The sequence below is a fragment of the Actinomadura sp. KC06 genome (genome assembly GCF_004348735.1).
Taxonomy (GTDB): domain Bacteria; phylum Actinomycetota; class Actinomycetes; order Streptosporangiales; family Streptosporangiaceae; genus Spirillospora.
In genome coordinates this window covers 19,905-38,507 of record NZ_SMKT01000046.1, presented here as the reverse complement: position 1 = coordinate 38,507, position 18,603 = coordinate 19,905, and the positions used below count along the sequence as shown (strand labels likewise).

Annotated in this window: 16 protein-coding genes; 4 read left to right on the top strand and 12 right to left on the bottom strand. The window is 70.1% G+C overall.

Translation table 11 applies throughout. The features are described from left to right. Positions 1 to 17: 17 nt before the first annotated feature. The 4 genes from E1287_RS17030 to E1287_RS17015 are packed head-to-tail and all read right to left on the bottom strand — an operon-like array spanning position 18 to position 3,868. A complete protein-coding gene (locus E1287_RS17030; RefSeq protein WP_165969052.1) occupies positions 18 to 1,472 on the bottom strand; it encodes an aldehyde dehydrogenase family protein in 1,455 nt (484 codons plus the stop codon). Then, a complete protein-coding gene (locus E1287_RS17025; protein ID WP_131965932.1) occupies positions 1,469 to 2,347 on the bottom strand; it encodes an amidohydrolase family protein in 879 nt (292 codons plus the stop codon). The genes E1287_RS17030 and E1287_RS17025 overlap by 4 nt, the downstream gene beginning before the upstream one ends. 12 nt (positions 2,348 to 2,359) lie before the next feature. Beyond that, positions 2,360 to 3,133, bottom strand: coding sequence for a DUF4286 family protein (locus E1287_RS17020; protein WP_131965931.1), 774 nt, complete (start codon positions 3,131 to 3,133; stop codon positions 2,360 to 2,362). A gap of 51 nt (positions 3,134 to 3,184) precedes the next feature. Then, positions 3,185 to 3,868: a GntR family transcriptional regulator gene (locus tag E1287_RS17015; protein WP_131965930.1), complete on the bottom strand. Its 684-nt coding sequence runs from the start codon at positions 3,866 to 3,868 to the stop codon at positions 3,185 to 3,187. Between the two features lie 247 nt (positions 3,869 to 4,115). Between E1287_RS17015 and E1287_RS17010 the strand changes: the two genes are divergently transcribed. Genes E1287_RS17010 through E1287_RS16995 form a run of 4 tightly spaced genes read left to right on the top strand, consistent with a single transcriptional unit; the run spans position 4,116 to position 9,396 of the window. Next, a complete protein-coding gene (locus E1287_RS17010) occupies positions 4,116 to 5,657 on the top strand; it encodes an ABC transporter substrate-binding protein (protein WP_131965929.1) in 1,542 nt (513 codons plus the stop codon). A 20-nt stretch (positions 5,658 to 5,677) separates the two neighbouring features. Next, positions 5,678 to 6,688, top strand: coding sequence for an ABC transporter permease (locus E1287_RS17005; protein ID WP_243719105.1), 1,011 nt, complete (start codon positions 5,678 to 5,680; stop codon positions 6,686 to 6,688). 51 nt (positions 6,689 to 6,739) lie between these two features. After that, positions 6,740 to 7,615: an ABC transporter permease gene (locus E1287_RS17000; RefSeq protein ID WP_131965928.1), complete on the top strand. Its 876-nt coding sequence runs from the start codon at positions 6,740 to 6,742 to the stop codon at positions 7,613 to 7,615. Next, positions 7,612 to 9,396, top strand: a complete 1,785-nt coding sequence (locus E1287_RS16995; protein WP_131965927.1) for an ABC transporter ATP-binding protein — start codon at positions 7,612 to 7,614, stop codon at positions 9,394 to 9,396. The genes E1287_RS17000 and E1287_RS16995 overlap by 4 nt, the downstream gene beginning before the upstream one ends. A gap of 15 nt (positions 9,397 to 9,411) precedes the next feature. Here the strand turns inward: E1287_RS16995 and E1287_RS16990 are convergent, their stop codons facing one another. The 8 genes from E1287_RS16990 to E1287_RS16955 form a co-directional block, all read right to left on the bottom strand. Continuing rightward, positions 9,412 to 10,239: an SDR family oxidoreductase gene (locus E1287_RS16990; protein WP_131965926.1), complete on the bottom strand. Its 828-nt coding sequence runs from the start codon at positions 10,237 to 10,239 to the stop codon at positions 9,412 to 9,414. Between the two features lie 43 nt (positions 10,240 to 10,282). After that, the gene (locus tag E1287_RS16985; RefSeq protein WP_131965925.1) at positions 10,283 to 11,383 is read right to left on the bottom strand and encodes an ABC transporter substrate-binding protein; all 1,101 of its coding nucleotides are present in this window, start codon (positions 11,381 to 11,383) and stop codon (positions 10,283 to 10,285) included. 50 nt (positions 11,384 to 11,433) lie between these two features. After that, positions 11,434 to 12,594, bottom strand: coding sequence for an acyl-CoA dehydrogenase family protein (locus tag E1287_RS16980; protein WP_131965924.1), 1,161 nt, complete (start codon positions 12,592 to 12,594; stop codon positions 11,434 to 11,436). Further along, positions 12,594 to 14,729 (bottom strand): acetate--CoA ligase family protein, encoded by a 2,136-nt coding sequence (locus E1287_RS16975; protein ID WP_131965923.1) that lies wholly within the window; start codon positions 14,727 to 14,729, stop codon positions 12,594 to 12,596. Before E1287_RS16975 ends, E1287_RS16980 begins: the two co-directional genes overlap by 1 nt. Further along, the gene (locus E1287_RS16970; RefSeq protein ID WP_131965922.1) at positions 14,726 to 15,514 is read right to left on the bottom strand and encodes an enoyl-CoA hydratase-related protein; all 789 of its coding nucleotides are present in this window, start codon (positions 15,512 to 15,514) and stop codon (positions 14,726 to 14,728) included. Before E1287_RS16970 ends, E1287_RS16975 begins: the two co-directional genes overlap by 4 nt. 76 nt (positions 15,515 to 15,590) lie before the next feature. Further along, entirely contained in the window at positions 15,591 to 16,739 is a 1,149-nt protein-coding gene (locus E1287_RS16965) for an ABC transporter ATP-binding protein (protein WP_131965921.1), read from the bottom strand. Then, complete coding sequence (locus tag E1287_RS16960) at positions 16,736 to 17,626, bottom strand: ABC transporter permease (protein ID WP_131965920.1); 891 nt, start codon at positions 17,624 to 17,626, stop codon at positions 16,736 to 16,738. The genes E1287_RS16965 and E1287_RS16960 overlap by 4 nt, the downstream gene beginning before the upstream one ends. Then, on the bottom strand, positions 17,623 to 18,522 hold the full coding sequence (locus E1287_RS16955) for an ABC transporter permease (protein WP_131965919.1): 900 nt from the start codon (positions 18,520 to 18,522) through the stop codon (positions 17,623 to 17,625). Before E1287_RS16955 ends, E1287_RS16960 begins: the two co-directional genes overlap by 4 nt. Between the last annotated feature and the right edge of the window lie 81 nt (positions 18,523 to 18,603).

Sequence of the window (18,603 nt, the reverse complement as noted above, 5' to 3'; positions counted from 1 at the left end):
GCCGGTGCCCGGCGGGGTCAGCGGACGTCGATCGCGAGGGTCTTGACCTGGCTGAACTCGTCGACGACCCAGCGGCCGCCGAGCCGGCCCCGGCCGGACCGGCGGCCGGCGGCGCCGCCGAAGGGCAGGCTGTACTCCCAGTAGTTGGAGGTGTCGTTGACCACCACCAGCCCGCAGTCGATGCGCTCGCCCAACCGGAACGCCTTGGAGACGTCGGACGTGAACAGCGAGCCGACGAGGCCGAAGTCGCCGGCGTTCGCGGCCGCGACCATGTCCTCCTCGTCGTCGAAGACCGACAGCGAGGCGATCGGGCCGAAGGTCTCCTCGGCGAAGAGGGCGGCGTCCTGCGCGACGGAGGTGACGACGGTGGGCGGGTAGAAGAAGCCGTCCTGGTCCTGGAGGCGTTCGCCGCCGGTCACGACGTCCGCGCCGCGCGCCCGGGCGTCCTCGATCAACCGGTCGTAGCGGGCGATGCCGGACTCCAGGTGGACCGGTCCCATCGTGACCTCGGGGTCGAGCGGGGACCCCAGGACCGTGTCCGTGGCCTGTTTCGCGAGCAGCCGGGTGAGCTCGTCCGCGCACGACGCCGCCACCAGCACCTTGCCGGCGGCGCTGCACACCTGGCCGGCGTTCCAGAACGCCGCGTTCGAGATCGCGGTCGCCGCGATTTCGAGGTCGGCGTCGCCGAGGACCACGATGGGCGAGTTTCCGCCCAGTTCGAGCAGGAGCTTCTTGTCCCAGGCCGCTTTGGCGATGGACTGGCCCGTCCCGCTGCCGCCGGTGAAACCGACGGCGGCGATTCCCGGATGCGTCACGAGGTGGCTCGCGACCGCGACCTCGTTCGTGATCACCAGTTGCAGCAGTTCCTGCGGGAAATCCGCCGCGAGGAGGATCTCGCGGAACTTCGCCGCCACGACGGCCGTCGTGGGAGCCGGCTTCCACACAATGGCGTTCCCGGACGCGAGGGCGGGACCGATGTACTCGACGGGGATGTTCACCGGGAAGTTCCACGGGGTGATGACCGCCCACACGCCCAGTCCCTCGCGGCGGACGATCGCCCGCTTGTTCGCGTCCTGCACGTGCGGCGTCTCCCCGCCCATGGCGAGGACGGACTCCGCGGCCATCTCCAGCCCGCGAACGGCGAAGAGTATCTCGCCGCGCGCCTCGGCGACCGGCTTGCCGTGCTCGGTGGAGAGCACCTCGGCGAGCTCCTCGTGCGAGGCGAGCAGCGCCGCGGCGGCCGAGCGGCACCATTCGGCGCGGGTCGCGGGGTTCGCGCCGCGGGTCTTGCGGAAGGCCGCTCCGGCGCTGGCGACGGCCGCGTCCACGTCGTCCGTCGACGCCGCCGCCAGATCGGCGAACGGCCGCCCCTCGGCGGGGTTCACCGCCGGGTACCGCGTGTCGCTCTCGCGCCACGATCCGTCGATCCAGGACACGAAGTAGTCGGCGCCCGAAGGCGTGGCAATTGTCATGACGATCCTTTCGTGTGCTCCCATTCCCAGCCGCCCTCGGGACGGGGCCAGTTCAGCACCGTGGCCGCCGTCCGGCCGAGCATCCAGACCTTGTCCTCCTCGCTGAGGAAGTCGAGCGTGTACCGCACGTGGTCGAGGTTCTCCCGCCAGGTCGCGCCGCGTACCCGCGTCGTGTCCGAGGCCCACATGAGCCGCTGGGGACCGTACGCGTCGTAGACGCGGCGCAACGTCGGGGTCAGCGAAGGATAGGGGTACGGCTCGTTCGTGTAATCGGGGATCGCGGAGAACTTCATGTAGACGTTCGGGTACTTCACCAGGGGGAAGATGTCGTCGATGTACGCCCAGAGGTCCTGGGTGTCCGGGTCGCCGATGATCAGGCCCATATGGTCGACGATCAGCCGGAGATCGGGGTGCCGCTCCGCGATCGCGGCGACCTTGCGGACCTCGGGACCGTAGATCAGCAGCATCAGCGGGATGCCGAGCCGCTCCGCGGCCTCCCAGAACCACGGGAACGTGTCGACGTCGATCCAGTCGCGGCCGCGGAAGTCCGGGTAGCTCATCCGGATGCCGCGCATCCACGGGTCGTCGAACCAGCGCTCGATGCGCTCCCGGTCAGGGTCCCAGAGGTTGAACCGGCCCATCACGCCGAACCGGCCGGGGTGCTCCGCGGCCCAGGCGAGCTGCGGCGAGTTGTCGTCCCCCGCCCAGATGGCCGGGACGATCGCGACGGCGTCGATGCCGAGCTCGTCCATCCTGGGCAGGATCTGCTTCGGCGTGGACTCCGGTTTCCCCGTGTAGGTCTCGCCGATGTCCGGCCACGGCCGGTCCGGAGTGTTGGGCAGGAACATATGGATCTGGGTGTCCAGGATGAACATGACTCCCCCTCATCAAGGTCGCCGAACGGTCGCTCCGTCCGGCGACGTCGCCCGTGGAATGAACGAGATGTTCCGGTACCAGAGCCGCCACGGCGTCGTGTGCCTGGCCCACGAGGCGGGGCCCGGGGTCCAGGTCTTCGCCTTCAGCAGCGTGCGCAGCGTCGCGAGGACGTTCTCGTCGGTGGCGTCCTCCAGCTCGTAGACGGCGAGGTAGCGCGGGCAGCCGGGTTCCGGGTGCTCGAGCGCGTGCCGCAACGCGTACCTGGTCCCCCGGGTGAAGCCGCCGATGGACGTCGCCTCGGGCACATGGATGTCGGTGTAGAACTCCTCGAACGCGGCCAGCTCGTCGCCGACGTCCTCGGGCGGGTCGATCCCGATGATGTAGATCCCGTCCGGGGTTCCCTTGGAGGGCGAGGTCTCCGCGACCTTCTCGTAGACCACCCGCCAGCGATGGGTGAGCAGATCGGGCCAGAGCGGCGGGTCGTCGGTGTAGCCGGGACGGGCGCCGTCGCCGGCGTTCGTCCCGGCGAGGTAGGCGTCGGCCGCCTCCTCGCTCTCGACCTCGTAGGCCGCCAGGTACGCCCCGCCGAGGTCGCCCCGCGAGTCCGGCAGCTGGAGGGCGTAGCGGTGCGCGGCGACGAAGCCCGGATGCCGCGCGAAGACCTCGGGGACGTGCGTCTCGTCGTAGAACCGGTTGAACCGCGCGACGTCGGCCGGGTCCGAGCCGGCGAAGTCGAGAGCGATCCAGTACAGGAACCTGTTCGAGAAGGGTGCGTGCGCGTTCATGCGGCGGCCTCCTGTAGGGCGGCGACGCTCATTCGGTCCCGGTCTGGGCGGTCATGCTCCGGAGGCTCGTTCTTCTTCCAGCTTCGCGATGGCCGCCAGCGCCGCGTCCTTCGCGGCGTCCACGTGCTGCCGGGCGAGCTGAGCGGCGCGGTCGGCGTCGCGGTCCGTGATGGCCGCGACGAGGTCGCGGTACTCCTGCTCGGATCTCTCCCGGCGTCCGGGAATGGTGAGCGACAGCCGGCGCAGCGCGTGGATGCGCGCGTGCAGCGGCGCGAGGGTGGACGCCAGCAGGGCGTTCCTCGCCCCCGCCAGCAGCAGCTCGTCGAAGTGGTAGATCGAGGAGAGCTGGTCGTCGTCGCTCTTGCCCGGCCGGGTGAGCTTGACCAGTTCCAGGATCTCGGTGTCCGTGGCGCGCTGGACGAAGAGCGACGCGGCCTCGGACTCAAGCGCCGCGCGCACCTCGTAGAGCTGCCGGACGTCGTCGCTGCCGAGCACCGCCACCCGCACGCCCTTCCGGCCCGACATCTCGACGAGGCCCAGCGCCTGGAGGTGGCGGACGGCCTCGCGGATCGAGGTGCGGCTCACGCCGGTGAGCTCCATGAGCTCGCGCTCGGTGAGCCGGCGTCCGGGGGACAGCGTGCCTTCGAGGATGGCCTGCCGGACCCTGCGCACGACGAGCTGCGGAACGGTCTCCGCGGGGCGGTCGATCCGCAGGTCCGGTCCGGTCTCTGACATGCCCTCTCCTCGATTTTTGTATGACGTAAGATAGTCATACGTCCGAGGCCCGGTCAACCTCCACGGACTGTAGCCGCACCGTCGCTGTGCGCCCTAATCGCTGGCCAGCCGCAGGAGCGTTCCCCTTTTTCGCAGACCAGGTCCGCCTTCGTTATTGACGCGGCGTAGTACGTCTGCTTTCGTACGTCATACAAACTACAAGCGCTCCCAACGCACCCGCACCAGCGTCTTCCCTTAAGGAGGAAGGATGTTGAGTCGATTGGTCGGCAAGGGGCACAGGAGACGTCCCCCGATACTCGCGCCCGTGGTGGCCTCCGCGATGGTCGTCAGCCTCGCGGCCGCATGCTCCACGGGCTCGTCGGAGGGGCAGGGTGCGTCCGGGGGCATGCTCCGTGTCGGCGTGGTCGCCAGCACCATCTCCACCCTGGACGCCTACTCCAACCTGAGGTCGCAGGACTTCTACGTCCGCAACGCCACGATGTTCGAGCCGCTCGCCCACCGCACGAAGGACGGCGGCTACCAGTGGGCGCTCGCCACCGGCATCACGCACAACAAGGACAACACCGAGTGGACGGTCAAGCTCCGTCCGAACGTGAAGTTCCATGACGGGAGCGCGTTCAGCGCGGACGACGTCATCGCCGTCTTCCAGCGGGTCCTCGACAAGAAGAACGCGCTCATCGAGCGCAACTACATCGACTTCATCGACCCGAAGGGCATCGAGAAGGTCGACGACCTGACGGTGAAGTTCAAGCTGCCCAAGCCGTACGGGCCGTTCGAGTTCGCCGTCACCAACAGCAACATCATCTTCTACAAGAAGGGGTCCAAGCCCGAGCAGGCGATGGGGACGGGCCCGTTCAGGCTCGTCTCGTTCACCCCCGGGCGGGAGACGCTCGTCAAGAGGTTCGACGGCTACTGGGGCGCGAAGCCCAAGCTCGACCAGGTCAAGATCATCAGCTTCAAGACCGCGGAGGCCTCGACCAACGCGCTGATCGGCCGGCAGATCGACGCGAGCTCCAACATCCTCCAGACCTCGCTGCCGACGATCGAGAAGACGCCGGGCCTGAAGGTCATGAAGAGCGATGTGAACCTGAAGGTCTCCATCGGCATGCGCGCCGACACCCCGCCGTTCAACGACGTGCGCGTCCGGCAGGCGATGCGGCTGATCGTCAACCGCAAGCTCGCGCTCACCAACGCCTTCGACGGGCTCGGCGAGGTCGCCAACGACCACTCGGGCTTCGACAAGTGCGTGCCGGCCGTCCCCCAGCGGGAGCAGAACCTCGACCAGGCCAAGAAGCTGCTGGCGGACGCGGGCAAGTCGAACCTCACCATCGACCTGCGAACCGCCGCGAACAAGCCCGGCATGCTCCAGCTCGTCCAGATCCTGGCCGAGGACGCCAAGAAGATCGGCGTGACCATCAAGGTTCAGAAGATGGAGCTGGGCGCCTACCTGGAGAAGTGGGGCGAGTGGACGTTCTACACCGGCTACGACACGCGTCCCTACCTTGAGGGCGTGCCCGAGATGATCAGCGGCGACGCGGTGCTCAACCACAACCACTGGGACGACTCGGAGTTCAAGTCGCTGGCCAAGAAGCTCTACGCCACCGCCGACGTGCAGGAGCAGTGCGAGATCCAGAAGCAGATGAAGAAGATCGAGTACGAGCGCGGCGCGAGCATCCTCACCGCGACCAACCCCACGGTGAGCGTGTACTCCTCGAAGGTGAGCGGCCTCGTCCCGGAATTCCCCTCGGGCAACCTGTACGACTTCACCAAGGTCGGCCTCGACCAATGAGCAGGTAGGGCGGTGTCGCGGTGACGGTTATTGAGACGACGACCGACAACACGGTCAAGGACGCCCCGGCCCCGAGCCGTTCCCGGCGGTCCGCCCTCGCGTGGCAGATCGGGCGGCGTGCGCTGACGGGCCTGGTGACCTTGTGGTGCATCTCCGTCATCGTCTTCGTGGCGACGCAGGCGATGCCCGGCGACGTCGCGCACATCATCCTCGGGCCCGGGGCGTCCGCCGAGCAGGTGGCCCAGCTGAACCAGAACCTGGGCCTCGACCAGCCGTTGCTCAGCCAGTACTGGGACTGGCTGAGCAACGTCCTCACCGGCGACATGGGGAACTCGCTGGTCAGCGGCCAGCCCGTGTCCGAGCTGCTCGCCGAGCGGGTCTTCAACTCCGCGACGCTGACCGTGATCGCGATGGTGCTGATCCTGCCGCTGTCCCTGCTGGTCGGCCTGCTCGCGGCCGTCTTCCGCGACAAGCTGCTGGACAGGTCCTACCTGGGCACCTCGCTCATCGTGACGGCGACGCCCGACTTCGTCATCGGCAGCCTCGTGATCGCCCTGTTCGGCACCGTCGTCTTCAAGGTCCTTCCCCCGGTCTCGCTGATCCCTCCGGGGGACGCGCCCTGGGAGCACCCGCGGCAGCTCATCATGCCGCTCGCCGTCATGGTGCTCGTCGGGGTCACCTACCTGTCGCGGCTCGTGCGCGTGTCCTTCATCGACGTGCTGGAGAGCGAGTACGTGCAGCTCGCGATCATCAAGGGCCTGTCGATGCGGCGGATCCTGTTCCGGCACGCGCTGCCGAACGCCCTCGCGCCCAGCATCCCGGCGGCGAGCATCATGGCCGCCTACACCATCGCCGGCTCGGTCGTGATCGAGTACCTGTTCGCGTATCCGGGCATCGGCTCGGCGCTCGTGGACGCCGTCGCCGGCCACGACCTGCCGATGATCCAGGCCATCATCATGCTGATGGCGGTCGCGTTCTTCTGCTTCAACCAGCTCGCCGACGTGCTCGGCACCCTGAACAAGTCCCGCTGACGGACGAATCCGCTGACAGACGACCGCTGACAGACGAAGGAGCGTCCGGCCATGATCCGAACGCGACCCAGGGAGCCAGGGGTCCAGGCTCCGCCCGCGAACCTCACCCGCCGCGTCCTGACCTCCCGGCAGACCCGGCTCGGCCTGATCATGCTGCTGACCATGATCGCCTTCGCGGTCGTCGGCCCGTTCCTCGCGCCGCACTCGCCGACCGCGGTCCTCGCCAAGCCGTACGCGCCGCCCGGCGACGGCCTGCTGCTCGGCGCCGACTCGCTGGGCCGGGACATCGTCTCGCGCATCCTCAGCGGGGGAGCCAACCTGACCTGGATGGCCGTCGTCGCCACGTCCGGCGGCGTGATCCTCGGCACCGCCATCGGGTTGGTCGCGGCCTTCGCGGGCGGGGTCGTCGACACGATCCTCATGCGGCTCGTCGACGTGCTGCTGACGTTCCCGACGATCATCATGGCGATCCTGTTCATCTCGATGCTCGGGCCGAACCGGGTGATCCTGGTGGTCCTGGTCGCGATCGGGCTCACGCCCGGGATGGCGCGGGTGATGCGCGGCGCGGCGCGTCCGGTGATGAGGCGCGAGCACGTCATGTGGGCGCGGACGGTCGGGCTCTCGTCCCGCCACATCCTCATGCGGGAGGTGCTGCCGAGCGTGACGTCCCCGCTGATGGTGGAGATCGGGCTCCGGCTCATGTGGTCGGTCGTCGGGCTCGCCTCGCTGAGCTTCCTCGGCTTCGGCGTCCAGCCGCCCGCGTCCGACTGGGGGCTCATGGTCAGCGAGAACAAGGACGGCCTCGCCATCCAGCCGCTCGCCGTCATCATCCCCGCCGCCTGCGTCGCCCTCTTCACCATCGGGGGCAATCTCTTCGCCGAAGGCGCCGCGCGCGTGATCGGCCGCACCGAGGGAGCTCGTTCATGAAGGCGGTCGAGGTCACCGGGCTCACCGTCGCGCTCGACGACGGCAGCGTGATCGCCGACGACGTGTCGTTCGGCCTGGAGAGCGGCCAGGTGATGGGGCTCGTCGGCGAGTCGGGCTCGGGGAAGAGCACGGTCGCGCTCGCGCTGCTCGGCTTCGCCAAGAAGGGCGCGAACATCACCGGCGGCAAGGTCGTGGTGGGCGGCGTCGACCTGCTCGCGCTCGCACCGAACGACCTGCGCGAGGCGCGCAAGAAGCTCATCGGCTTCGTGCCGCAGGACCCCGCGACGGCGCTCAACCCGGCGATGCGGATCGGCACCCAGCTGACCGAGGGAATGGTCGGCGCCACGAAGGAGAACCTGCCGAGGATCCGCCAGGTTCTCGAAACGGTCGGCCTGCCCTCGGACGACGCCTTCCTGCGCCGTCACCCCCAGGAGCTCTCGGGCGGCCAGCAGCAGCGGGTGGCGATCGCGATGGCCGTGGCGAAGGGCCCGGAGCTGATCGTCTTCGACGAGCCCACGACCGGCCTGGACGTCTCCACCCAGGCGAGGGTTTTGGAGATGGTCGCCCGCCTCTGCGCGGACCGCGGCATGGCCGCCGTCTTCGTCTCGCACGACCTCGCGGTCGTCGGCGCCGTCGGCGACCTGGTGACCGTGATGTACGCCGGGCAGGTCCTGGAGACGGGATCGCGCGAGGAGGTCCTGCTCTCCGCCGCGCACCCCTACTCCATCGCGCTGCTGGAGTCGGTCCCGTCGACGCGCCAGCGGCTGCCGCTCGTCTCCATCCCCGGCCGGGCGCCGGCGCCGGGAGCCGAGTTCGACGGCTGCGTGTTCGCGGACCGCTGCGCGTTCGCCGAGGACCGCTGCCGCGACTCCGCGCCGCCGCTGGTCGCCACGCCCTCGGGCGGTGCGGCGCGCTGCGTCCGCGTCGAACACGTCCGGCAGAACCAGACGGTCCTGGTCAAGGAGCCCTTGCGGCGCGTCGAGGGCGCACAGGGGGACGCGTCCGTCCTCAGCGTCCGGGACCTGAACGCCTCCTATGGCCGGACCCAGGTCCTGTTCGGCATGTCCTTCGACGTCGCTCCGGGCGAATGCCTGGCGGTCGTGGGCGAATCGGGCAGCGGCAAGACGACCATGTCCCGCTGCCTGATCGGGCTTCACGAGGACCAGTCCGGCACCTTCGAGATGGACGGGAAGCCGCTCCCGCCCCTGTTGCGGGACCGGACGAAGGCCGTCAAGCAGCAGATGCAGTACGTCTTCCAGAACCCCTACGGTTCGCTGAACCCCCGCGAGACCGTCGCGACGGCGGTGATGGTGCCGCTCAAGCACTTCTACGGAGTCCGGGGCAAGGCCGCCCGCGCCAAGGCCAGGGAGGCCCTGGAGCGCGTCGAGATCCCGTGGCGGCTCGCGGACCGCTACCCCGCCGAGCTGTCGGGCGGCCAACGCCAGCGGGTGGCCATCGCCCGCGCCCTCGCCTGCGACCCCACGCTGCTGATCTGCGACGAGGTCACCTCGGGCCTCGACGTCTCCGTCCAGGCGTCCGTCGTGGAACTGCTCCGCACGCTGCAGGACGACGGGCTGAGCATGATCTTCATTACGCACAACCTCGCCGTCGTCCGCAGCATCGGCGACCGCGTCGTCGTCCTGAGCCAGGGCCACGTCGTGGAGTCGGGCGCGGTCGAGTCGGTGCTCACCGAACCCCAGCACCCCTACACCCGCGCCCTCCTCGCCGACACGCTGGAGGTGGACCGGACCGACCCCGAAACGAGCGACCTCCCCGGCTGATCACCGGCACCCGGGTCAAGCACGTGACGGGCTCGTGGACGGCGTGATCGTGTTCGCCGTGTCGAGGGGCGGGCCGTAGATCTGGGGGCTTAGGGATTGGGCGCCGTCCGCGGTGAGGGTCGTGCCGGTTATGTAGGTGGCGCGGTCGCTCAGGAGGAGGGCGATCAGGTCGCCTATCTCGGGGGCGGTCGCGAAACGGTTCAGGGGGACGGACGACAGGACGCGGGCTCTGTCTTCGGGCGTGGCCCAGAGGGCGTTGCCTGCGCCTTCGGTTTCTGTCGGGCCGGGGGCTATGCAGTTCAGGCGGATGCCGTAGCGGGCCCATTCGACGGCCAGGGTGCGGGTCATGGCCACGACACCGGCCTTGGCGGCGGCGCTGTGGACGGTGCCGGGGTGGCCCGTCCAGGCGTAGGTGGCGATCACGCTGACGATCGAGCCGGGACGGTTCGCGCCGATCATGTGGCGGGCCACGGCGGACGTGCAGTTCCAGGTGCCGTTGAGGACGATGTCGACCACCGCCCGCCAGCCGTTCGGCGACAGCTTCTCCGCCGGGGTGACGAAGTTGCCCGCGGCGTTGTTGACCAGGCCGTCGATCCGGCCGAAGCGATCGAGGGTCGTCTCGACGGCGGCGTCGACGGCGTCCGGGTCGCGGACGTCCGCGGGGTGCGCCAGGGCGGCGACGCCCTGGCGCTCCACCTCGGCCACGACCTTCTCCAGGGGTTCCTTGCGGCGTCCGATCACGGTCACCGACGCACCCTGGCCGGCGAGATGGAGGGCGGTGGCCGCGCCTATGCCGGTGCCGCCTCCGGTGACCAGGTAGGCGCGGCCTGCCAGTGATTCCATTGTTCTCCTCGGGTGCGTCGGGGCGGTCAGGACGTCGAGGCGGTCAGGACTTCGCGAACTCCTGGAAGCGCTTCAGGACGGCGTCGCGGTTCTTCCCCCACCATTCGGCGTCCTGGAGGAACTGCACCTCCACGTTCTGGGGGTGGGACGGCAGTGTCTTCGCGAACTCCTTGTCCATGAGGTCGAGCGCCTTGGAGTTCGACGGGCCGTTCGGGTACTTGCTCCAGACGCTCGCCTGGATGTCGGGACGGACGGAGAACTCCATCAGCTTGAAGGCGTTCTCCTTGTTCGGCGCGTCCTTGACGACCGACCAGGCGGCGAGCTGGAACATGCCGCCGTTCCAGGTGAAGTCGAGCGGCGCGCCCTTCTTCTTCAGCTCGCCGATCCGGCCGGAGAAGATGCTGGACGCGCCGACCTGCTTGCTGACGAGCATCTGGCCCGGCTGGGCGCCGGACGTCCACCACTGCGGCACGTCCGGCTTGAGCTTGCCGAAGCTGCGGAACGCGCGGTCGACGTCGATCGGGTACACCGATTTCATGTCGACGCCGTCGCCGAGGACCGCGAACTCCATGTCCGGCGGGACGCCGTTGTCGGCGCCGCGGAGCGAGCGCCGTCCGGGGAATTTGCCGGTGTCCCAGAAGTCGGCCCAGCTCTCCATTTTCTTCCCGGCGCCGACGACCGAGGTGTTCCAGGCCATGACGATCGAGAACAGGTAGTAGGTGAGCCAGTTCTTGTCGACGTAGGACGGGTCGATGCCGGGAATGTTGAGCAGCTTGTCCGGCAGCGGCTCGAAGTACTTGCGGCCGATCGGCAGGACCGTGCTGGGGCCGCCGGCGATCAGGTCCCATTCGATGTTGCCGGTCTCGACCATCGCCTTGATCTTGGCGGGGGTCGGCGGGCCGGCCACCACGACCTCGATCCCGGTCTCCTTGCTGAACGGCTCGAAGATGTACTTCTTCTCCGCCTCGACGAGCGCGCCGCCCCAGTCGGCGACGACGACCTTTTTGCTATCGCCGCCCCCGCCGGAGCCGCCGCAGGCGCTGAGCAGCGGTGCGGCGGCGATGCCGCCCGCCAGCAGGACACCGCCGCGCAGGACGTCGCGGCGCGCGAGCGGGGAACTCTGTGATCTTCCGGGGATCTTCATGGGAATCGTCCTTCTTCGGGGTGGGGCGGCGGGGGATCAGGGCGGTGATCTCAGCGGAACATTCCTCGCTTGAGCAGGTTGCGGGCGATGATGATGCGCTGGATCTCGGACGTGCCTTCCCAGATCCGCTCGATGCGGGCGTTGCGGTAGGCGCGTTCGACGTACGTCTCGTTCATGTAGCCGGTGCCGCCGAAGATCTGCAGGACGCGGTCGGCGACCCGGCCGAGGGCCTCGGTGGCGAACAGCTTCGCCGCGGCCGCCTTGGCGTGGACGATCTTGGGCGCCGCGCCGCGGTCGGCCGACCACGCCGCCTCGTACGTCATGAGGCGGGACGCGTGCAGGTCGGTGGCGCAGTCGGCGAGCATGAACTGGATGGCCTGGTAGTCGGCGATCGGGCGGCCGAACTGCACGCGCTGCTTCGCCCACTCGATCCCGTCGTCGAGGAGCCGGGCCATGGGGCCGAGGCAGCGCGCGGCCGTCATGATGCGTCCGCCGCTGAGCGCGCCGTGGCCGAGGCTGAAACCGCGGCCGGGCTCGCCGAGCACGTTCGCCTCGGGGACGGCGCAGTCGTCGAACACCAGCTCCGCTTGGCGGTAGCCGCGATGTCCCATTGTTTTGTGGAGTTGGCCGACGCTGAAACCGGGCGTGCCCTTCTCGACCAGGAAGGCGGTGATGCGGTCTTCGTCGCGGTCGGGATGGGTGAGGGCGAAGACGATCGCGAAGTCGGCCGTATCGCCGTGGCTGATGAAGCGTTTGCGGCCGTTGATGACCCAGGAGCCGTCGCGGCATTCGGCGCGGGTTCGGATTCCTGCCGCGTCCGATCCGGTGTCGGGTTCGGTCAGCGCGAAGCACCATTGGACGTCGCCGCGGACGCACGGGATCAGGAACCGCTCGCGCTGCTCGTCGTTGCAGGCCAGCAGGACGCTCGGCGTGGTCGGCACGGTCTCGGCGACGCCGCCGGCCGCGCGGAACAGCACCTCGGTGACGAGGACCTGGCTGAGGACGTCCATTCCGCCGCCGCCGAACTCTTCAGGCATGCCCATGGAATTCAGCCCGATGGCGACGGCCCGTTCGCGGATGCGCCGCTCGACGTCCTCGGGCAGGCCGTCGTGCTCCTCGACGTAATCCTCGTGCGGGATCAACTCGGTCTCGGTGAACCGGCGGACCGTCTCGCGGAATTCCACGAGATGGCCGGGAATCGCGAAGTCCATCAGTCTCCTTTCGCGGGCTTGCCGGGGACGATCAGCGCGTCGAGCGCCAGGCAGCCGTCGGGGCGGCAGAGCAGCGGGTTGACGTCGATCTCGGCGATCTCGGGGAAGTCGGCCAGCAGCCGCCCGACCCGGACGACCATGTCGGCCAGCGCGTCGAGGTCGGCGGGCTCGGCTCCGCGGAGGCCGCTCAGCAGGGCGCCGATCTTCAGTCGGCCGAGGACGGCCTGGACGTCGCCGGGGCCGAACGGCCAGAGCAGGGGGGCCGCGTCGTCCAGCAACTCGGTGAGGACGCCGCCCGCGCCGACGACCACCAGCGAACCGGCGGCGTCGTTGCGCCCGCCGACGATCAGCTCGACGCCCGGCCCGGCCATGCGCTCGACCAGCACCTCGTTCGCCGTGCCGGTGCGTTCCTCGATGCGGTGGACGGCCTCGCGCAGCGCCTTCTCGTCGGCGAGCCCGATCTCGACGCCGCCGATGTCGGACTTGTGCGCGACCCCGGCGGCGTGGACCTTGCACACGACCGGGTAGCCGATCCGTCCGGCGATCTCGGCGGCGGCGTCGGCGTCGGCCGCCACCTCGCCGGGCGGCGACACCACGCCGTAGACCGACAGCAGCCGTTTCGCCTCCGCCTCGGGCAGCGCCCCATCCCGGCCGGTCAGGATCTCGGCCGCGCGGCGGCGCGTCTCCGCGTCGGTGGCGGGGGTGGTGACCATCGCGCTCGCCTGCGGACGCGGCTCGCCGGCGAGCGCGATGGCGCGCAGGGCGGGGCGCGTCCCGGCGAGGAGGACGACCCCGTTCCGCCCGGCCAGATCGGTCAGGCCGGGGGTGAGATCGGTGGTGGTCGTCATCATGACGACCGGCACGTCCAGCGCGGCGGCGGCCTCCCCGGCGCCGCCGATCATCTCCGTCCAGCCGATCTCGTCCAGCGGGTCGGCGTGGGCGGGCGCGTCGCCGATGAACGCGACGACGTCGACGTCCGGGCACTCCCCCATCGCGCGGGCGGCGGCGCGGTAGACGTCCTGGTCGCCCCAGGCGTTCGCGCCGAGATCGAGCGGGTTGCGAATCCCCATGTACGGCGGCAGCACGGCGGCGATCGCGGTCTCGGCGGCGGTGTCCAGCTCGGCCAGCCGGACGCCGGCGTCGTCGGCGAGGTCGGCGATCAGGCCGCATTCGCCGCCGGAGCTGGCGAAGACGCCCACCTTGCCGCCGCGCGGCCTGCGGGGAGCGGCCAGCAGCGTGGCGAGCGCGATCATCTCGTCCAGGTCGTGGACGCGGTGCACGCCGGTCTGCCGGAACAGCGCGTCGTAGGCGGCGTCCCGTCCGGCCAGGGTGCCGGTGTGCGCGACGGTCGCGGCCTCGCCGACCGCCGACCGGCCCATCTTCAGGACGACGACCGACACGTCGAGCGTCGCGGCCCGCTCCGCCAGCGCGCGGAACCTCGGGACGTCCGCCAGCCCCTCCATGACCAGGCAGACGACCTTCACGCCGGGGTCGGTGAGGAAGTACTCCAGGCAGTCGGCCAGATCGAGGACGGCCTGGTTCCCTGCCGAGACGCCGTAGGCGACCGCGGGCAGCCGGCCCGACAGCATCGTCGTCAGCGCCATGTTCCCGCTCTGCGCGGCCAGCGCGACGACACCGTCCGCGTCCGCGTGGACGTACGGCATCTCGATGCCCCAGAGCGCGGCATGGCCCCGGTAGCTGGCGACGCCCAGGCAGTTCGGCCCGATCAGCGGCAGCCGGTCGCCCGCGGCGGCGACGAGGGCGTCCTGGCGGCGGCGTCCCTCCGCGTCCCGCTCGGCGAACCCGGCGCCGAACACGACCATGCCGCCCGCGCCGAGCCCGGCCGCCTCCGCCGCCAGCGCCGGGACGCCGGGCGCCGGGATCGCGGCGGCCACCGCGTCCGGCGCCTCGGGCAGGTCGCTCAGCGACGGGTAAGCGCGGACCCCGCCGACCTCCGTGTGGGTCGGGTGGACGGCGTACAGGCGTCCCGTGAACCCGACACCGCTCATGTTGCGCAGCGTCCGCAGCCCGTAGCCGCCCTTCGGGGACGCGCCGACGACCGCGACGCTCGCCGGACGGAACAGCCGGTCGAGGCGGTGGCCCTCCGCCGCGAACTGCCGGGCGGTCGTCATCATCGCCCCACGAAGACCGGACGGCGCTTCTCGATCGCGGCGGCCAGCCCCTCGGCCTTGTCCTCGGTGGGGACGCAGATCCGGGCGCCGCGCTGCTCGTTCCGCAGCGCCTCCTCGATGCCCAGCGTGTGGCCGGACCGGATGTTCCGCTTCGCCTCGCCGATCGCGACGGTCGGCCCGGCGGCGAAGATCCGCGCCTGCTCCAGCGCGCGCTCCATCAGCCGGTCCGGCTCGACGACCTCGGACAGCACGCCGATGCGCAGCGCCTCGTCCGCGTCGATGATCCGGCCGGTGTAGATCAGCTCGGCCGCGCGGGCCTCGCCGACGATGCGGGGCAGCAGGTAGGAGCCGCCCGCGTCCGGGCAGATGCCGCGCTGCGCGTACACCTGGCCGAACCGGGCGGCCGTCGAGCCGAACCGCATGTCGGCGGTGAGCGCGATGTCGAACCCGGACCCGGCCGCGACGCCGTTCACCGCCGCGATCACCGGGATCGGCAGCCAGTAGAGCCGCGCGATCGTGCGGTGCATCTTCGCGGGCCAGGACTCCTCGTCCGCGTCGGCGTGCGCCGCCCATTCCTTGACGTCCGCGCCGGAGCAGAAGCCGCGCCCCGCACCGGTGATCACCATGGCCCGGACGGACGGCTCCTTGCCTGCCCGCATGATGACGCGGTCGAGCTCGTCGATGTCGGTGTTGGCGATCGCGTTGAGCCGGTCCGGCCGGTTCAGGGTGAGCACACCGACGTCGCCGTCCATGTGCCAGGTGCAGCACTTGAGTGCCGGGAGTTCCATTGCGTCCCTTCCGTGCGAATCGAGGGCATGCCGACCAGAGGTCGTGGCGGGAGGCGCGCGTTTCCGGTGGGTGCGGTCAGGTCACGTGGGCGAGGAAGCGGCAGTCGCTCGCGCCCCAGCTCAGCCAGTGCGACGAGCCCTCGGCGTAGCCGGCCCGCGCCTCGGACGGCACCACCACCTGCAGCTCGGCGCCGTCCGCGGTGCGCAGGTGCACCTCGAGCTGGGGTCCGAGGTACACGTGCGTGACGACGGTGCAGGCCACGGCGTTGCGTTCGGCGGCGTCCGGCTTGTCCGCGCCGATCCGGACCCGCTCCGGACGGATCATGAACTCCCCGGCCGGGTCCGCCGAGACGTCGTTGGCCTTGTCGACCAGGATCCGGCCGGACATCCCTTCCACGTCCACGACGGTGTGCCGGGCGTCCTCGTCCACCCGCCTGGCGGGCAGGCAGATCGACTGGCCGAGGAACTTCGCGACGAACGAGTTGACCGGCTCCTCGTACAGCTCGTCCGGCGGCGCGGTCTGCTGCAGGACGCCCCGGTGCATCACGCCGATCCGGTCGGACAGCGCGAGCGCCTCGTCCTGGTCGTGGGTGACGTACAGGACGGTCGCGCCGATCCGCTTCTGCAGGTTCTTCAGCTCCAGCCGCATGTGGTCGCGCAGGTTGCGGTCGAGGGCGCCGAGCGGCTCGTCCATCAGCAGGACGCTCGGGTCGAACACGAACGCGCGGGCGAGCGCGACGCGCTGCTGCTGGCCGCCGGACAGCTGCCGCGGGTAGCGGTCCCTGAACTCGGTGAGCTGCGTCATCGTCAGCACGCGGTCGATCTCGCGCTGCGCGTCCGCCTTCTTCATCCGGCGCATCCGCAGCGGGAACGCGATGTTCTGCGCGACGGTCATGTGCGGGAACAGCGCGTAGTTCTGGAACACCAGGCCGATGTTCCGCTTCTCCGGGACGTCGTCGGTGACGGCGCGTCCGGCCAGGTAGACCTCTCCGGCGGTGGCCGATTCGAGGCCCGCGAGGATGCGCAGGTTCGTCGTCTTGCCCGAGCCGCTCGGTCCGAGCAGCGTGACGAACTCGCCCTTCGCGATCGCGAGGTTGAAGTCGTGGACGGCGGGCGCGTCGCCGTACCACTTGTGGACGCCGTCGAAGACCACCTGCCGGTCGGTCGCGGCGGCCGCGGCCTGCCCGGCGGGCCGCTCGTCGGTCATCGGCGCTTGCTCGGTCATCGGCGCTCCCGCCGTTCACGGAGGATCTTGATCAGCTCGGAGAGGAGGAACAGCCCGACGCAGACGGCGATGAGAATCGTGCCGGCGACCGCGAGCGTGGGCGTGAGGTCGTAGCGGACGCTGTCCCACAGCTTGCGCGGGAGCGTGACGGAGCCGCTGCCGGACACGAACAGGATGATCACCGCCTCGTCGAAGGCGATCACGAACGCGAACAGCGCGCCCGCCGAGATCGCCGAGGTCAGCGACGGCAGCGTGATCCGCAGCAGGGTCCGCGTCATGCCGGCGCCGAGCGTCCGGGCGGCGTTCTCCAGCTCGGGGTCGAACTGCTGCAGCGCGTTCGACACCGCGACGAGGACGTACGGGATGCCCATCACCGAGTACGCGACGGAGATCAGCTGCCAGTGCCCGATCACCTTCAGGTCGGCGAACGTGAAGTAGTAGCTCATCGCCAGCACGATGATCGGGATCAGCAGCGGCGAGTACAGCAGCGCGAAGACGAAGCCCTTCGCGCGGGCCCGGCTGCGCGCGAGGCCCCAGGCCGCGATCGTGCCGACGACCGTCGCGATCAGGGCGGCGAGCAGCGCGATCTTGGCGCTGAGCAGGGACGCGTCCACCCACGCCGAGTCGGCGAAGAACCGCCGGTAGTGGGTCAGCGACCAGCCTTCCAGCGGGAACGACAGGTAGTCGACGCTGTTGAACGACTCCAGGACGACGATCACGATCGGCGCCACGAGGAAGCCCAGGACCAGCGTGACCACGCCCCGCAGGACCCAGCGCAGCACCCGCTCCATGGGCGTGGCGGGCGACCGGCGGCCGCGGCGGGCGCCGGGAGGCGGCGCGGGCCTGGCCCCCGCGTCCCGCGTCGCGGTCATGTCGACGGTGCTCACAGCGACACCAGGCCCTTCACCTTGGTGAGCCGCCGCACGATCATGGTCAGCGCGGTGGCGACCACCAGCAGCATCGTCGCGAGCGTCGCCGCCATCCCCCAGTCGAAGTTGACCTGGACGGCCTGCGCGATGACCACGGCGATCGTGCTCTGCTTCGGGCCGCCGACCAGCGCGGGCGTGACGTAGAAGCCGAGCGCGATGACGAACACGAGCATCCCGCTGCTCACGATGGCCGGCAGCGCCAGCGGCAGGTACACGTGCGCGAACGCGCGCAGCGGCCCGGCGCCGAGCGAGCGCGCGGCGGGCGGCAGCGAGGTGTCGATCTGGTCCAGCGTGCCCTTGATGATGAGAATGGGGAACGGCAGCAGAATGTGCGTCATCGCGATGATCACCGCGCTTTCGCTGTACAGCATTCCCTGCGAGTCGCCGGTCAGCGGTTCCAGAATCGTGGTCACCAGCCCGTTGTCGCCGAGCAGGACGATCCAGGAGAACGACCGGACGAGGATGCTCGTCCAGAACGGAATGATGACGAGAAGCACCAGGAAACGCGCCTTGCGTTTCGACGTCCGGGCCAGGAAATACGCCACCGGAAAGCCGAGCAGAACGGTCAGGACGGCCACCTCGGCGGACAGCCGGACGGTTATCACCAGGACGTCCCAGATGGCGTCGTCGGTGAACGCCTTGGTGAAGTTCCCGAAGCCGGGCTCCGGCTCGGTGAAGCTCTTGAGCAGCATCGCGCCGACCGGATAGGCGTACACGATCGCCATGAAGGCGACCGGCAGGCCGAGCGCCATCGTGACGAAGTCCGGACGCCGCGGGCGCCGCCGTCCGGGCGGGGGCGCGCCGGGGACGTCACCGGCCGGTGGCAGCCTCGTCGCGGAGGTACTCGCCGTCACGATTCACCGTCCCTCCGTTGCCGCATGGCGACCAGTCAACGGTTACGGCCCGCCATATGTCATGAGGGCCGGGTCACAAAA

Bases quoted from the DNA above. Each gene is read 5' to 3' on its own strand.
- E1287_RS17030 (WP_165969052.1), bottom strand. From the start codon at position 1,472: ATGACAATTGCCACGCCTTCGGGCGCCGACTACTTCGTGTCCTGGATC.
- E1287_RS17025 (WP_131965932.1), bottom strand. From the start codon at position 2,347: ATGTTCATCCTGGACACCCAGATCCATATGTTCCTGCCCAACACTCCG.
- E1287_RS17020 (WP_131965931.1), bottom strand. From the start codon at position 3,133: ATGAACGCGCACGCACCCTTCTCGAACAGGTTCCTGTACTGGATCGCT.
- E1287_RS17015 (WP_131965930.1), bottom strand. From the start codon at position 3,868: ATGTCAGAGACCGGACCGGACCTGCGGATCGACCGCCCCGCGGAGACC.
- E1287_RS17010 (WP_131965929.1), top strand. From the start codon at position 4,116: ATGTTGAGTCGATTGGTCGGCAAGGGGCACAGGAGACGTCCCCCGATA.
- E1287_RS17000 (WP_131965928.1), top strand. From the start codon at position 6,740: ATGATCCGAACGCGACCCAGGGAGCCAGGGGTCCAGGCTCCGCCCGCG.
- E1287_RS16995 (WP_131965927.1), top strand. From the start codon at position 7,612: ATGAAGGCGGTCGAGGTCACCGGGCTCACCGTCGCGCTCGACGACGGC.
- E1287_RS16990 (WP_131965926.1), bottom strand. From the start codon at position 10,239: ATGGAATCACTGGCAGGCCGCGCCTACCTGGTCACCGGAGGCGGCACC.
- E1287_RS16985 (WP_131965925.1), bottom strand. From the start codon at position 11,383: ATGAAGATCCCCGGAAGATCACAGAGTTCCCCGCTCGCGCGCCGCGAC.
- E1287_RS16980 (WP_131965924.1), bottom strand. From the start codon at position 12,594: ATGGACTTCGCGATTCCCGGCCATCTCGTGGAATTCCGCGAGACGGTC.
- E1287_RS16975 (WP_131965923.1), bottom strand. From the start codon at position 14,729: ATGATGACGACCGCCCGGCAGTTCGCGGCGGAGGGCCACCGCCTCGAC.
- E1287_RS16970 (WP_131965922.1), bottom strand. From the start codon at position 15,514: ATGGAACTCCCGGCACTCAAGTGCTGCACCTGGCACATGGACGGCGAC.
- E1287_RS16965 (WP_131965921.1), bottom strand. From the start codon at position 16,739: ATGACCGAGCAAGCGCCGATGACCGACGAGCGGCCCGCCGGGCAGGCC.